Genomic DNA, 14,301 nt, shown 5'->3' with positions numbered 1-14,301 from the left:
ACTTCTTGAAATCACCAAATGTTCTTGTCGCAAAATGTCAAAACAGGAATAAAATCATTTCCCAAGGAGATAATGAGCATTAATGTTTCTCCTTGGGAGGTAATGATATTGACCCGTAATAAAGTTGAAATCTGTGGCGTAGATACTGCTAAGCTGCCAGTCCTAACAAACGTTGAAATGCGCGAATTATTCACTGGTTTGCAAACTCGCGAAGAGTGGGGAGCGAGAGAAAAATTAGTTAACGGAAATTTAAGATTAGTGCTAAGTGTCATACAACGTTTTAATAACAGAGGCGAATTTGTAGATGACTTATTTCAAGTTGGTTGTATTGGTTTAATGAAAGCTATTGATAATTTTGATCTAGGTCAAAATGTAAAATTCTCTACTTACGCTGTCCCAATGATTATTGGAGAAATTCGCAGATATTTACGTGATAATAATCCAATTAGAGTTTCACGAAGCTTACGTGATATCGCGTATAAAGCTTTGCAGGCTCGTGATAGCTTGACGAATAAATTTGCGCGCGAACCGACTGTTATGGAAATTTCGCAGTTACTTAATGTTCCAAAGGAAGATGTAGTGTTTGCACTAGATGCCATTCAAGACCCCGTGTCGTTGTACGAGCCTATTTTCAATGATGGCGGTGATCCAATCTATGTTCTTGATCAAATTAGTGACGAGAAAAATAAAGATGTTACTTGGATCGAAGAGATTGCACTACGTGAAGCGATGCATCGTTTGAATGATCGTGAAAAAATGATCTTATCTATGCGGTTTTTTGAGGGGAAAACTCAGATGGAAGTGGCAGACGAAATAGGGATTTCACAGGCACAAGTATCACGCCTCGAAAAGTCGGCGATTCAACAAATGCAGAAATATGTGAATGCTTAAAATCTAAAAATTGACATCAATAGCTGTTTTGAGACTGTTCGTGAATGGATTAGTTACAATATGTAATTGTAAGATACATGTTGTTTTGCTTCCTTCATAAATGGTTCTTGAAACAGCTTTTTCTATTTTTGCATAAGGTGATTGAAATTCTATTTGGGTTTGCTTTAGAGTCAGATATACTTTAACTTTTTCATACATATACTAAACGATCATAGCTTGTAAAAGGGGCGGATGAGTAATATGAAAATATCTGATTTCCAATCCAAAGATGTTATTAATATTGTAGATGGTAAAAAACTTGGGCATATTAGTGATATCGAATTAGATTTACGGCAAGGGAAGATTGATTCTATTGTTATTCCTCAAGTTCAGCGTATGTTCGGCATATTTGGGACAGCTGGCTCTGAGATTGTCATTCCCTGGCGTAATATTGTGAAAATCGGTACAGATGTCGTGTTGGTCCGCATGGAAGAGACGAGGTCGGTTCGCACGGAGGAGGAGGATTTGCATGCGCGCATCTAACACGTTACACTTAAAGGGAGAGTTCAAAAAGTGAACTTTGATAACGATGTTTAGGCTAATGTAGCTTAGTCGACATCGCATTTGAAACGAACTTGGAAAGTACGGTTCGCGTGTACCAAACACGTACACTTGCGCTTCCGCCTTTCTCAAGTAGCGTCTCAACTGCTCGGTTCTGAAAGCCCACTTTTTGAACTTTGATTGGAATAGGTAGTTCAAAAAGTGAACTTTGATAACGATGAATGAGCTAACGTAGCATATTCGCATCGAATATGAAGCTAGGAAATAGTGTGAGGTGAGTGAGATGGAACCATTTGTTACAGGTCAAGCATCGCATCAATTAATGCTCGATAAATGGATGTCACAATGTGAGCAGTTAACAACGGGATTTACGACAAGATTAGGGGGCACTAGCAAGCAGCCATATGCCTCTTTTAATATAGGATTACATGTTAATGATAAGGTAGAAGCGGTCATTGCCAATCGTCAATTATTAACGCAAAGTATCGGCTGGGAATTCGAAGCTTGGACGAATGCGGAGCAAGTACACGGAAATGTTGTCGTTAAAGTGACAGCTGAACATCGTGGGCGAGGCAGAATAGCGATGTCGGATTCATTGCAAGGTGCAGATGGTATGATCACGAATGAACCCGATATATTGTTAACGTCATTTTATGCAGATTGCGTTCCGTTATTGTTCTGGGACCCTGTTCATGGAGCGATTGGAGTAGCTCATGCTGGCTGGAAGGGAACAGCTTCTGCGATCGCAATTGAGGTCATTGAAGCAATGAAGTTACATTATGGAACAGAGCCAGAGCAGCTTTTGGTGGCGATTGGACCATCGATTGATCAATGCTGCTACGAAGTGGATCGCTATGTTGTAGAGCAATTTGAAACATTATGGACTAGACTGGAACTACCGAAACAATCATTGGACAAGGTAATTAATACTATTTCTCCGCAAAAGGCTTATATTAACTTGAAAGAAATGAACCGACATATTATGATAAAAGCAGGAATATTGCCGACTCATATCGAATTAAGTAATTTATGCACTGGCTGTAGGACTGATCTGTTCTTTAGTCATCGTGTAGAAAATGGATTAACTGGTAGAATGGCTAGCTGGATCGGTCTAGCGAGAAAGGTGTGCAATGAATGAGTATACAGGATCGAATACATCATGTGCAGCAGACAATTGTTCAAGCCACTTCTCGAGCTGGCAGACAATCAGACACTGTCAATGTCATTGGGGTAACAAAGTATGTTTCCGTAGCTAGAACCGTTGAAGCGGTTGAAGCGGGCGTGCTGCATATCGGCGAAAACCGCTGGCAAACTGCAAAAGACAAATGGGATTACATACATGAACATACAGGAGTAGGACAAGCAACTCCAACTTGGCATTTTATTGGATCATTGCAACGTAACAAAGTGAAAGATATTGTTGGAAAGTTTGAGTACATTCATTCATTAGATCGACTTTCGTTAGCGAAAGCTATTCAAGAGCAGGCAGAAAAGTTAGATATCACTGTCAAATGCTTTATTCAGGTCAATGTATCTGGTGAGCAGTCGAAGCAAGGAATGAGTGCTGCTGAAGTAGCGCTATTTTTAGAGCAGCTGAAAGAGCTACCACGTATAGTACCGATTGGCTTAATGACAATGGCTCCTTTTGAGCTAGAGAAAGAGGAAACGAGAACCGTTTTCCGCCGATTAAGACAATTGCGTGATGAGCTGATGGCAAAGGCAAATGGCGAGTGTACCGTAACGGAGCTATCGATGGGCATGTCCAATGATTATGAAATCGCAATTGAAGAAGGCGCTACTTTTGTACGACTGGGAACTGTACTGATTGGAACTTAAGGAGGATGACCAATGAGTGTTATTAATAAGTTTATGAATTACTTTGGTTTACAAGAGGAAGAAGAAATTACAGAACGTGAACGTGTTGCTACAAATGATGATCAAGAAGTTGAAACGAATCCTTTTGAATCACGTAAACAATCAAGAAATCAACAGTTCTCTAATGTTGGTAACAATGTTGTAAGTCTGCATACTCAGAAAAATACGCGGATGGTATTATGTGAGCCGAAGAGCTATGATGAGGCACAAGCAATTGCCGATGAAATCCGTAATCGCAAATCCGTTGTCGTTAATTTGCAACGTGTGCAAAGTGATCTTGGGTTACGTATTGTAGATTTCTTATCAGGTACTGTATACGCGCTTAGTGGTTCGATCTCTAAGTTAGGTCCTAATATCTATTTATGTGCTCCTGAGTCAGTTGAAGTGCAAGGTTCTATAACAGAATATGCACAATTTGATAGATAATTGAAAGCAGAATGAGGTGACATAAGCTTGTTAGAATTTATTAGTTTGGTAGGTATATTGTTTACGATATATAATTACGCAATTATTGCGTATATACTATTGTCGTGGTTTCCTAATGCACGAGGTAGCGCGGTTGGTCAAATTCTAGGGAAAGTTGTTGAGCCTTATCTTTCTATTTTCCGTAGATTTATTCCGCCGATCGGAGGAATGCTTGATATTTCGCCAATCGTAGCATTTATCGCATTACGCTTCATTCATTCTGGAGTTGAATTCATACTTAAAGCAATTGCTGGATTAAATTAAAGGTGAGTGCATATGAAGGACGGATTTTATAGTCATTTTCATTCTGAAGAGAAGCCCTTTGTTGATCGTGTACAAGAATGGATAGAACGGTCCGCTGAGCTCCATGAGCTTAGACGGACCGATTTTTTGGACCCGAGACAACAATTTATTGTGACGACGATAGCTAATCGGATCGGTTCGGTTAATGTGAAATTCGATGGTGGTCATGAGACGGCCGAACGCAAACGTGCGATTATCGTCCCAGACTATCGTGGTGTTGAATATGAAGAATCAGATTTGAAAGTGCTTCAAGTAACTAGTCAAAGCGAGAAGTTCCATGAATTAGATCATGGTGATTTCCTCGGAGCATTAATCGGACTCGGAATTAAGCGAGATCGAGTTGGCGATATACATCAGCATGATGATTTCTGTCATATCGTTGTCACTTCAGAAATGGCTCAATTTCTTGATATTGGATTTAGACAAGTACATCGTTTGAACGTGTTAACTGATATTATCTCGATTGAGCAGCTACAACCTGTCGTGGCTAAGTTCGAGGAATTGAGCTTTACTGTTGCTTCTTTAAGATTAGATGGTATTTCTAGTGATGCATACCGTGTAAGTCGAGCTAAAATCGTTGATCCAATTAAGGCAGGTCGTTGTCGCGTGAATTGGAAAGCAGAAGAAGATCCTTCCAAGCAATTGAAAGAAGGAGACGTTGTTTCTATTAAAGGTTTGGGTCGGTTCAAGGTGACAGAAATCGACGGGGTTACGAAAAAAGGAAGAATCCGTGTAAAGATCAGTAAATATATTTAGACATTTTGCAGGATATTGCTTATCGTTGTCGAATATGGATTGATATCGTAGTTAGACAATTTTTGGTATGATTAGAAATGACCATAGGATAATGCTTTCGAAGAGACTTTTTGCAATGTAGAAGTTAATCAAGAGGCAACAAAAAGTTGTAGGATAATGCTTCCGAAGAGACTTTTTGCATTGTGGAAGTCAATCAAGAAGCAACAAAAAGTTTTGGGAGGTGCTCCAATGCCGTTGACACCATTGGACATACATAATAAAGAATTTTCACGTAGACTTCGCGGCTATGACGAGGATGATGTAAATGAATTCTTGGACTTAGTTATTAAAGATTATGAAGCACTTATCCGTGAAAATAAAGAAATGCAAAATCAAATGCTATCATTACAAGAGCGTTTGAATCATTTCTCTAATATTGAGGATACGTTAAGCAAGGCAATTATTGTCGCGCAAGAAGCTGCAGATGAAGTTCGAAGCAATGCCAAGAAAGAAGCGCAATTGATCGTGAAGGAAGCGGAGAAAAATGCTGACCGAATCGTTAATGAGTCTTTGAACAAATCCCGTAAAGTTTCACTTGAAGTGGATGAACTGAAAAAACAAGCGTCAGTCTATCGAGCGAGATTCCGTACTCTTGTCGAAGCGCAACTAGAATTATTGGCGGAAGATTCATGGGATACGTTGAGAACGGAACGTGCAGAAGCAGTAGTTCACGAATAAATGTAGCTAGAAAAGATCATACTTAAAATAGTCAGTACATATTTCAATTGACTTTGTGCTACGAATCAGCTATAAATATTGTTATAATCATTGATATTTGCAATTCGATGACGAGAACACGTTCATGTATGTACTGCCTCAGAGAGCCGATGCTTGGTGAAATTCGGTGCAAGGGCATAGATGAAATATCATCTCCGAGAAGCTATCCTGAACCTTATCTGTAGGATAAGTAATAAGGAAAGACGGTTTTTCCTCCGATATAAGGAATACGAATTAAGCATTCGTACCAAAGTGTCGTTCTGATCATATATGCTAACGCATATCGACTCAGTGCGGAACAAGGGTGGTAACGCGACTAACCTCGTCCCTTTCCATAGGGGGCGAGGTTTATTTTTTTGTTTTTTAAGAATGAGAGGAGCTGTTCAACTATGCAACGCGTAGACGTTAAAGAACGTGCACGTACTCGTGAGTTACGTGTATTAGCACAATGGCAAGAACAAGACACATTTAAAAAATCAATCGAAAATCGTGAAGGTAAACCGAATTTCGTATTTTATGAAGGTCCCCCAACAGCGAATGGTAAGCCGCATATTGGTCATGTGCTTGGTCGTGTAATCAAAGACTTTATTTGTCGTTATCGTACGATGTCAGGTTACCGCGTTATTCGTAAAGCAGGCTGGGATACACATGGACTTCCTGTAGAACTTGGCGTTGAAAAACAACTTGGTATATCTGGGAAACAAGAGATTGAAGAATACGGTGTAGAGAAATTTATTACGAAATGTAAAGATAGCGTATTTGAATATGAGAAGCAGTGGCGCGAATTAACCGAAGCAATTGGTTATTGGACTGATATGGAAAATCCATACATTACACTAGATAACAAATATATCGAAAGTGTATGGCATATCCTTTCCAAAATTCATGAGAAGGGGCTATTGTATCGCGGACATCGTGTAAGTCCTTATTGCCCATGTTGCCAAACGACATTAAGCTCTCATGAAGTTGCACAAGGGTATGAAGATGTGAAGGACTTAAGCGCTACTGCTAAGTTCAAATTGACAGATGGTGACGAGTATATTCTTGCTTGGACAACAACACCTTGGACATTACCAGCAAACGCGGCATTAGCAGTTAATGCTGAGCTAGAGTATGTTCGTGTTGCCAAAGATGGCGAAGTATATATCGTTGCTGCCAATCTTGTTGAGTCTGTTATGAAAGAGAACTTTGAAGTGCAAAGCACATTAAAGGGTAGTGAGTTGGTAGGACGTAGCTACGAGCCTCCGTTTAACTATGTATCAATCGAGAAGGGTCATATCGTTATTGCTGGTGACTTTGTAAGTGATTCTAGTGGTACAGGTATCGTTCATATCGCACCTGCTCATGGTGAGGATGATTATCGTGTTGCACGTGCTAATGGCATCAGTATGTTAACTGTTGTGAACAATGCTGGGTGCTATATCGACGAGATTACTGATCTGGCTGGTCGCTTCGTTAAGGACTGCGATGTAGACATCGTGAAGATGTTGAGTGAAAAAGGACTATTGTTCCATAAAGAACGTTATGAACATAGCTATCCATTCTGCTGGCGTTGTAAGTCACCGCTATTGTATTATGCAACAGAAAGCTGGTTTATCGAAACAACTGCGGTGAAGGATCAACTAATCGCCAACAATGCGGGAGTAGAATGGTATCCAGGTCATATCCGTGAGGGACGCTTCGGTAAATTCCTTGAGGATCTAGTAGATTGGAATATTAGCCGTAATCGTTATTGGGGTACACCGCTTAACGTATGGATCTGCGAAGAGACTGGCAAGCAATATGCGCCAAGCAGCATCGCTGATCTACGTGAACGTGCGGTAGACTTTGTTGCAGAAGATATAGAGCTGCACAAGCCATATGTAGATGATATTTTACTGAAAAGCCCATTTGCTGAAGGTGCGGTCATGAGACGTACTTCAGAAGTTATCGATGTATGGTTCGATAGTGGTTCTATGCCATTTGCGCAACAGCATTATCCATTTGGTGATCATGCTACATTCGAGGATCAATATCCTGCTGATATCATATGCGAAGGAATCGATCAAACTCGTGGCTGGTTCTATAGTCTACTTGCGGTTTCTACGCTGTTCAATGGTAAAGCGCCATATAAAGCAGTGCTTTCTACAGGTCATATTCTTGATGAGAACGGACAAAAAATGTCCAAATCCAAAGGGAATGTTATTGATCCGTGGGAAATTATCGAAGAGTTCGGTACTGATGCATTCCGTTGGGCTTTGCTTGCGGATAGCGCACCTTGGAACAGTAAACGTTTCTCGAAAAGTATTGTAGCTGACGCGAAATCTAAAGTTATTGATACCATCGTGAATACACATGCATTTTACGCGCTATATGCTTCAATAGATGGATTTAATTATGAAGAGCATGCAACTGTAGCCTCTACTAATAAATTAGATCGTTGGGTTATTTCTCGTCTTAATACACTAATTCAAACGGTGGCAAAAGGTCTTGAAGTGAACGACTTCTTGAACCCAGCGAAATCTATCGAAGTATTTGTTGATGAATTAAGTAACTGGTATATCCGTCGCTCGCGTGATCGTTTCTGGGGCAGTGGACTTTCTGAAGATAAAGTAGCAGCATATCAAACATTACGTCATGTACTGCTGACGCTGTCTCAATTGATCGCGCCATATACGCCATTGCTTGCTGATGATGTATGGGGCAATCTTGGTGGCGGAGAAAGTGTCCATCTGGGAGATTATCCGGTTGCAGATGAAAATCTAATTGATGCTGAACTTGAGCGCGACATGGAAAGCTCGAAAGTGATTGTTGAGCTTGCACGTAATGTACGTAACGAGACAGCGATCAAAACTCGTCAACCACTTTCAGAGCTAATCGTGTCTTTAGATCGTGAATTTGAAGTTGCATCCTATGAAGACATTATAAAAGACGAGATTAACGTTAAAACAATTGTTGTGCAAAATTCTGACAGTGGCTTTGTAGATTTCAGCTTGAAGTTGAATCTTAAAGTAGCTGGTCGTAAATTTGGTAAGCAGGTTTCTCCGATTCAAAATGCGTTGAAGGATATGTCTGCTGAAGAAACGCGTGCCATCGTTAATAATGGTAACTATACATTCACGACCGATGAAGGTGAGGCATTAGAAGTTACACTTGATGAGTTGCTTGTTGAGAAGAAAGCAAAATCAGGCTTCGCTTCAGCATCTGGTAATGGTGTGACTGTAGCGCTTAATACCGATATTACGGAAGAGTTAGAACAAGAGGGTTGGGTTCGTGAAGTTATTCGCGCAGTGCAGGATACTCGTAAGAAATTAGACCTGCCAATTGAAAAACGAATCGATCTTGTATTGCATGTTGATCATGAATTGCAATCGGCTCTACAGAAATTTGATCAGCTACTGCAAGATAACCTGCTTGTTCAATCGGTTTCATTTGCTGAAAAAGAAGGTATGGAGACAATTCAGCTTGGCGATAAATCGATAAGCATTTTCATTAACAAATAAGGTTATATTAATATAAGCCCGCTTGCCTAGGTGGCAAGCGGGCTTATTAGATGTAATTCAAACTAACTGAACGATACGGTGAGGAGGAGTAACGATGACGAAACCGGATGATGATGACGAGCTCTCCAAGTTAAAGCAATCTCTTGACGCAATTGAGGAACGCTTAGTCAAAGTTACGAATGACCTTGAGCGCACTCAAATAGCGGATTACGTAACGCTTATGAATCGCCCACTGAAATTAATGTGGCGCAATTTTATTGGTGGCATCGCTAGAGGTGTAGGCTCAGCCGTAGGATTGGCATTTTTTGCTACTTTTATTGTTTGGTTGTTGCAAGCGTTAGGTGCACTTAATTTACCAATTATCGGTGATTATATCGCTGATATTGTAAGAATTGTACAGAAGCAAATAGAATAAATCAAAAAAATTATAATAATTCCAAATCTTCATCGCCTTCATGAGCTTTCATATACTCTTGATAAGCGGCATTACGCACGATATGAACATGTGACCCAGTTATATCTGTAGCTATAAAACTTTCTAATGGTTCTACATAACCGTGAAGCTCTTCATTGATTTCAGCTGCGAATTCAGTATCAAGCATCTGTGAGTTCTGAGCCAGATTACTATTTCCATAGTCCCACAAAGCTTGACTCATGTCTTCACCATCGAATCCGGTGTAGTCTGCGTCGTCATAGTTGAGCTGGGTGAATGATAGTGGTTCGTATTCGTATTGAGGTGCAACAACTTGATTGACATTAGCATGATTCTGACAGTAAAGTGTTTCGGGTATAGCTTCTAATCTTTCGATATCTATCGCAGTTTGACAGGTCACACAACTTCCGTAATTTCTTGTTTCAATTCGATTCAACGCATCATCGATTTGCGTAAGTTGACGTAATTGTCCTTGAGCAATAGCAAGATCACGTTCTTGTTCGTATAATTCAGTTGCTTGATCTGCTGGATGGTTGTCGTACATCGATAATTCAGCATCTATATTGCTCTGACTACTTATTGGAGATGTTTCAGCGTAAGTCTGTTGCTGCTGTATAATACTGTTTTTATCTTCGAGAAGAATAGAACGGAAATGCTGAAGTTGTTGCGAAGTAAAGGTTGATTTCACGTATTGCACCACCATTTCGTTTTATGGAATGGTTATATTGTTTGCTAATTGTGTGCATTTCAGTACGAGCAATCTTTGGGATAAGAGATCATTAACGCCATCTTGAAGAAGAAATGTAAAACTAGATTGTAAAAGTTGGATGTGCTACACTTATTTTGTTCAGTAAACGAAAAGTTTTAGCTTATGCTTTCGAAGTTACTTTTCATTTGCAAGAAGTCTAATTCAAAAAAGTTAATGAAAAGTTTTAGGAGTGGGAGAATGCGATTTTATTATTATGTTATTGCGGTAGTCGTATTAATTTTGGATTTTATTACCAAAAAATGGATAGTTAATAATATGAAGATTGGCGATCAATTTAGCGTTATTGGAGACTTTTTTCTCATAACATCACATCGTAACCGCGGTGCAGCGTTCGGAATATTGCAAGATCAACGTCTATTTTTCATTATTATTACCATTATTATTGTTGGAGCAATTATTTGGTATGCTCACTCTGTTCGTAAAACAGGAACTGTGTATATATTGTCAGGCTTAGGACTTGTCCTAGGTGGAGCAATCGGTAACTTTATCGATCGTGCACGCTTTGGTGAAGTTGTTGACTTCTTCAAATTTAATTTCGGAAGCTATACATTCCCGATATTCAATATTGCAGATTCTGCAATTGTAGTAGGTGTAATTCTTATTATGCTAGATACACTTCTAAGCATGAAAGAAGAGAAGAAAGGCAAGGTAGTTATAGACAATGAGTAATATTACAGGACAACAAGAGAATTACGAGTTTATCGCTAATGAAGAGGCGCAAGGAACACGTATTGATAAATTTATTACGGATGCGATTGGGAATGCAGCAATTTCACGTACTCAAGTACAAGAATGGATAAAAACTGCCTATGTCCAAGTGAATGGTACGATCATCAAAAGTAATTATAAAGTACAAGAAAATGATACGATTACTATACAAGTGCCAGAACCAGAAGTATTAGAAATTATTGCTGAAAACATTCCGTTAGACGTAATTTATGAAGACAGTGATGTTATTGTCATTAATAAACCGCGAGGAATGGTTGTACATCCTGCACCAGGTCATCCGAAGGGGACCTTAGTTAATGCGCTAATGTATCATTGTAAAGATCTATCGGGAATTAATGGGGTAATGCGTCCTGGTATTGTTCATCGTATTGACCGTGATACGACAGGATTATTGATGGTTGCCAAAAATGATTTGGCGCATGTATCACTTGCAGAACAATTGAAAGAACATTCTGTAACAAGACGCTATACTGCACTTGTCCACGGAAATATGCCACATGATTCAGGATCAATTGACGCTCCAATAGGACGAGATACCAATGATCGTAAATTATACGTTGTAACGGATGTCAACGCGAAGGAAGCGATGACTCACTTCTCAGTTATTGAGCGTATTGGCGGCGACTATACGATTGTTGAGTTACAGCTTGAGACTGGCCGTACGCATCAAATTCGTGTGCATATGAAATATATTGGCTATCCATTAGCTGGTGATCCAGTATATGGACGTAATAAAACGATTCCGTTAAAGGGACAAGCATTACATGCTGGTATTTTAGGCTTCACGCATCCTCGCACGGGCGAGCGTTTGCAGTTTGAAGTACCATTACCTGAAGACTTTAATGAAGTATTAAAAAACTTGCGATCTCGATAGATCGCAAGTTTCGAGGGCTGTAGACAAACTAGAAGAAATTCTAGTTTGTCTACAGTTTTTTTATTAGAATACCTTGAAGAGATTGTTGATAAAATTCATATATAAATGTACTTTCACCATGGATAGCTATTCGATGCTTTAAAATTAAATACTACAATATGTACAAACAATTGATTACATTCTACATGATGTTTCTGACTAATTTACGCTATCCTTATACAGTAAGAGATAATATGTAAAGGGTCGGTGAACGAAGATGACAACGATGAATCAGCATTTTCTTGAACTACAAGGTAGCTATTTATTTTCAGAGATAGCAAAACGTAGAATGAAATATATGGAACAACATCCACAAGCGGATGTCATTAGTCTTGGTATTGGTGATGTTACGAGAGGATTGCCGCAAGCGGTTATTAAAGCAATGCATGCTGCTGTTGATGATATGGTTAATGTAGCGACGTTCAAAGGATATGGTCCAGAGCAAGGATATTCCTTCTTAATTAATGAAATCATTGCGAATGATTACAAAGTTCGCGGAGTTGAGTTGAATAGTGATGAAGTATTTTTGAGTGATGGTTCAAAATGTGATGTCGGTAATATTCAAGAGATATTTAGTAGGGATAGCATTGTAGCGGTGCAAGATCCTGTCTATCCTGTTTATGTAGATACAAACGTAATGGCTGGTCGCGCTGGAGCATTTATTACCGATATCGGTCGTTATGAAAAAATAGTTTACCTTGATTGCGCGGCTGATAATGATTTTAAGCCAAGCCTTCCTACAGAAAAGGTCGATTTGATCTACTTATGTTATCCTAATAATCCTACAGGTATGACATTAACCAAAGAAGAGCTTAAAGTATGGGTGGATTATGCGATTGAGAATGGTTGTATTATATTATTCGATTCTGCTTATGAAGCTTTTATTACAGAAGATAATGTTCCTCACAGTATTTATGAGATCGAAGGAGCCAAACAAGTTGCGATTGAATTCCGTAGCTTCTCCAAAACGGCTGGATTTACTGGTATCCGTTGTGCATACACGGTTGTACCGCAACAATTACAAGGTCGCGATGTATTGGGCAATGCAGTAAGTATGAACGAACTATGGAATAGACGTCACACTACGAAATTCAATGGTGTTTCCTACGTAACGCAAAAAGGTGCAGAGGCGATTTACTCTCCAGAAGGTAAACTGCAAATTAAAGAATTAGTGAATTACTATATGTCTAATGCGGTAATGATTCGCGATGGTCTGCGTGAAGCGGGATTCTCCGTATTTGGCGGAGTTAATGCTCCTTACATCTGGTTGAAAACACCGGAAGGCTACAATTCATGGAGTTTCTTCGATTACTTATTGAGTGAAGCGAATATTGTGGGAACACCAGGAGTTGGATTTGGTCAATGTGGCGAAGGGTATTTCCGCTTAACTGCTTTTGGTAGTCGTGAGAACACGGAACGTGCCATCGAACGTATTAAACAGCTTCGTTGATCATGGTAGCACTTATGCAGTTTAAACTGCATAAAGGGAATATTACGCTCAATTTATGGTTGGAAGCATGGTCAGACGGTTAGCATCTTTTTCTTGAACGATACTCACTTTCATACAATAACCGTCTTCAACCATGTACCATGAGTTTTACAATAAATCCGAGGACAACGGCGATTGGAACGGTGAATTATTCTCGTAGCCGTCTCTGATTCAAATGAACCTAATCTTCTTTAGAAATTTCGCTATATCTTTTGAAGTTATCTAGTATAGCTTGAAACCCGGCTTTTTGCATTTCTGGGGGATTGGTCGTTTCTGCTTCAAAAGTTTCAATGACTTTAGTGTCGTTTTCTTGGCTAATAAAAGTAATCGTAACTTTTCTTCCATCTCCAATAGTATAAGAAATAAGCTCGTTTATTTTCACTTCATCATAAACACCACCAAAATCAAATCCAAAGCTACCATCTTTAGCTTCCATTCTTGTAAGGAAACTTCCGCCCACCCTTAAATCATTTTCGGCATGGGGTGCATGCCAGTCATCGGAAGCAAAGCTCCATTTTGTTATATGCTGAGGCTCCGTCCAATATTTCCATACTTTTTCAATCGGTGAATGAACGATGGTCTCTACCGTTAATGTTACATTTTTATCTTCTTCCATTATAATTACCCACCTTACTATACAAAATTTAGATCCATGGATATTATATCATTTATTAAATGAGATATGAAATTTGATGCACTGATTCTCTTGACAAAACATGTCGAACGTGGGATAATTTTTTCAATACAGATGTACCTTTAATTCAGCCCCGTGAGGTTGGCAAGGTAACGTGAAGTTAAGCCAATAGGTGAATTGTGTCCAAGATAGGCTCCTTGTATATGGAAGCACTATTTGGTACAGACAACCTAACGGACGATACTGCTCTCACAACTCCTTGCGGA

At 39.4% G+C, this 14,301-nt stretch carries 15 protein-coding genes and 1 other annotated feature; of the genes, 13 read left to right on the top strand and 2 right to left on the bottom strand.

Annotation, left to right across the window (positions count from 1 at the left end; all coding sequences use genetic code 11):
- Window positions 1-108 precede the first annotated feature (108 nt).
- From sigG to AC1TO5_RS02735, 10 genes are all read left to right on the top strand, one after another.
- Complete coding sequence (sigG, locus tag AC1TO5_RS02780; protein WP_482061254.1) at window positions 109-891, top strand: RNA polymerase sporulation sigma factor SigG; 783 nt, start codon at window positions 109-111, stop codon at window positions 889-891.
- 240 nt (window positions 892-1,131) lie between these two features.
- Window positions 1,132-1,413 (top strand): YlmC/YmxH family sporulation protein, encoded by a 282-nt coding sequence (locus AC1TO5_RS02775; protein WP_482061253.1) that lies wholly within the window; start codon window positions 1,132-1,134, stop codon window positions 1,411-1,413.
- 301 nt (window positions 1,414-1,714) lie between these two features.
- On the top strand, window positions 1,715-2,569 hold the full coding sequence (gene pgeF, locus AC1TO5_RS02770) for a peptidoglycan editing factor PgeF (protein WP_482061252.1): 855 nt from the start codon (window positions 1,715-1,717) through the stop codon (window positions 2,567-2,569).
- Complete coding sequence (locus tag AC1TO5_RS02765; RefSeq protein WP_482061251.1) at window positions 2,566-3,267, top strand: YggS family pyridoxal phosphate-dependent enzyme; 702 nt, start codon at window positions 2,566-2,568, stop codon at window positions 3,265-3,267. The genes pgeF and AC1TO5_RS02765 overlap by 4 nt, the downstream gene beginning before the upstream one ends.
- A gap of 12 nt (window positions 3,268-3,279) precedes the next feature.
- A complete protein-coding gene (locus tag AC1TO5_RS02760; protein ID WP_482061250.1) occupies window positions 3,280-3,732 on the top strand; it encodes a cell division protein SepF in 453 nt (150 codons plus the stop codon).
- Between the two features lie 27 nt (window positions 3,733-3,759).
- A complete protein-coding gene (locus AC1TO5_RS02755; RefSeq protein ID WP_482061249.1) occupies window positions 3,760-4,035 on the top strand; it encodes a YggT family protein in 276 nt (91 codons plus the stop codon).
- Between the two features lie 12 nt (window positions 4,036-4,047).
- The gene (locus AC1TO5_RS02750; RefSeq protein ID WP_482061248.1) at window positions 4,048-4,830 is read left to right on the top strand and encodes a YlmH family RNA-binding protein; all 783 of its coding nucleotides are present in this window, start codon (window positions 4,048-4,050) and stop codon (window positions 4,828-4,830) included.
- 228 nt (window positions 4,831-5,058) lie between these two features.
- Complete coding sequence (locus tag AC1TO5_RS02745) at window positions 5,059-5,547, top strand: DivIVA domain-containing protein (RefSeq protein WP_482061247.1); 489 nt, start codon at window positions 5,059-5,061, stop codon at window positions 5,545-5,547.
- A 98-nt stretch (window positions 5,548-5,645) separates the two neighbouring features.
- Window positions 5,646-5,919 (top strand) — a binding site (T-box leader).
- A gap of 56 nt (window positions 5,920-5,975) precedes the next feature.
- Complete coding sequence (gene ileS / locus AC1TO5_RS02740) at window positions 5,976-9,068, top strand: isoleucine--tRNA ligase (protein ID WP_482061246.1); 3,093 nt, start codon at window positions 5,976-5,978, stop codon at window positions 9,066-9,068.
- A 94-nt stretch (window positions 9,069-9,162) separates the two neighbouring features.
- A complete protein-coding gene (locus AC1TO5_RS02735; protein ID WP_482061245.1) occupies window positions 9,163-9,483 on the top strand; it encodes a DUF5665 domain-containing protein in 321 nt (106 codons plus the stop codon).
- Between the two features lie 10 nt (window positions 9,484-9,493).
- Here the strand turns inward: AC1TO5_RS02735 and AC1TO5_RS02730 are convergent, their stop codons facing one another.
- The gene (locus AC1TO5_RS02730; protein WP_482061244.1) at window positions 9,494-10,189 is read right to left on the bottom strand and encodes a TraR/DksA C4-type zinc finger protein; all 696 of its coding nucleotides are present in this window, start codon (window positions 10,187-10,189) and stop codon (window positions 9,494-9,496) included.
- Window positions 10,190-10,447: 258 nt separating this feature from the next.
- Here AC1TO5_RS02730 and lspA point away from each other — a divergent pair, with 258 nt between their 5' ends.
- From lspA to AC1TO5_RS02715, 3 genes are all read left to right on the top strand, one after another.
- Entirely contained in the window at window positions 10,448-10,939 is a 492-nt protein-coding gene (gene lspA, locus AC1TO5_RS02725; RefSeq protein ID WP_482061243.1) for a signal peptidase II, read from the top strand.
- A complete protein-coding gene (locus tag AC1TO5_RS02720; RefSeq protein ID WP_482061242.1) occupies window positions 10,932-11,873 on the top strand; it encodes an RluA family pseudouridine synthase in 942 nt (313 codons plus the stop codon). Before lspA ends, AC1TO5_RS02720 begins: the two co-directional genes overlap by 8 nt.
- A 256-nt stretch (window positions 11,874-12,129) precedes the next feature.
- On the top strand, window positions 12,130-13,362 hold the full coding sequence (locus tag AC1TO5_RS02715) for an LL-diaminopimelate aminotransferase (RefSeq protein WP_482061241.1): 1,233 nt from the start codon (window positions 12,130-12,132) through the stop codon (window positions 13,360-13,362).
- Window positions 13,363-13,582: 220 nt separating this feature from the next.
- Here the strand turns inward: AC1TO5_RS02715 and AC1TO5_RS02710 are convergent, their stop codons facing one another.
- Window positions 13,583-14,017: an SRPBCC family protein gene (locus AC1TO5_RS02710; protein ID WP_482061240.1), complete on the bottom strand. Its 435-nt coding sequence runs from the start codon at window positions 14,015-14,017 to the stop codon at window positions 13,583-13,585.
- Window positions 14,018-14,301: the final 284 nt, after the last annotated feature.

It is taken from the genome of Paenibacillus sp. Y930 (assembly GCF_056786375.1).
This window is presented reverse-complemented; position numbering and strand designations above follow the sequence as displayed.

Bases quoted from the DNA above. Each gene is read 5' to 3' on its own strand.
- AC1TO5_RS02715 (WP_482061241.1), top strand. From the start codon at position 12,130: ATGACAACGATGAATCAGCATTTTCTTGAACTACAAGGTAGCTATTTA.
- AC1TO5_RS02745 (WP_482061247.1), top strand. From the start codon at position 5,059: ATGCCGTTGACACCATTGGACATACATAATAAAGAATTTTCACGTAGA.
- AC1TO5_RS02765 (WP_482061251.1), top strand. From the start codon at position 2,566: ATGAGTATACAGGATCGAATACATCATGTGCAGCAGACAATTGTTCAA.
- lspA (WP_482061243.1), top strand. From the start codon at position 10,448: ATGCGATTTTATTATTATGTTATTGCGGTAGTCGTATTAATTTTGGAT.
- AC1TO5_RS02720 (WP_482061242.1), top strand. From the start codon at position 10,932: ATGAGTAATATTACAGGACAACAAGAGAATTACGAGTTTATCGCTAAT.
- AC1TO5_RS02775 (WP_482061253.1), top strand. From the start codon at position 1,132: ATGAAAATATCTGATTTCCAATCCAAAGATGTTATTAATATTGTAGAT.
- AC1TO5_RS02735 (WP_482061245.1), top strand. From the start codon at position 9,163: ATGACGAAACCGGATGATGATGACGAGCTCTCCAAGTTAAAGCAATCT.
- AC1TO5_RS02710 (WP_482061240.1), bottom strand. From the start codon at position 14,017: ATGGAAGAAGATAAAAATGTAACATTAACGGTAGAGACCATCGTTCAT.
- pgeF (WP_482061252.1), top strand. From the start codon at position 1,715: ATGGAACCATTTGTTACAGGTCAAGCATCGCATCAATTAATGCTCGAT.
- AC1TO5_RS02750 (WP_482061248.1), top strand. From the start codon at position 4,048: ATGAAGGACGGATTTTATAGTCATTTTCATTCTGAAGAGAAGCCCTTT.
- AC1TO5_RS02760 (WP_482061250.1), top strand. From the start codon at position 3,280: ATGAGTGTTATTAATAAGTTTATGAATTACTTTGGTTTACAAGAGGAA.
- ileS (WP_482061246.1), top strand. From the start codon at position 5,976: ATGCAACGCGTAGACGTTAAAGAACGTGCACGTACTCGTGAGTTACGT.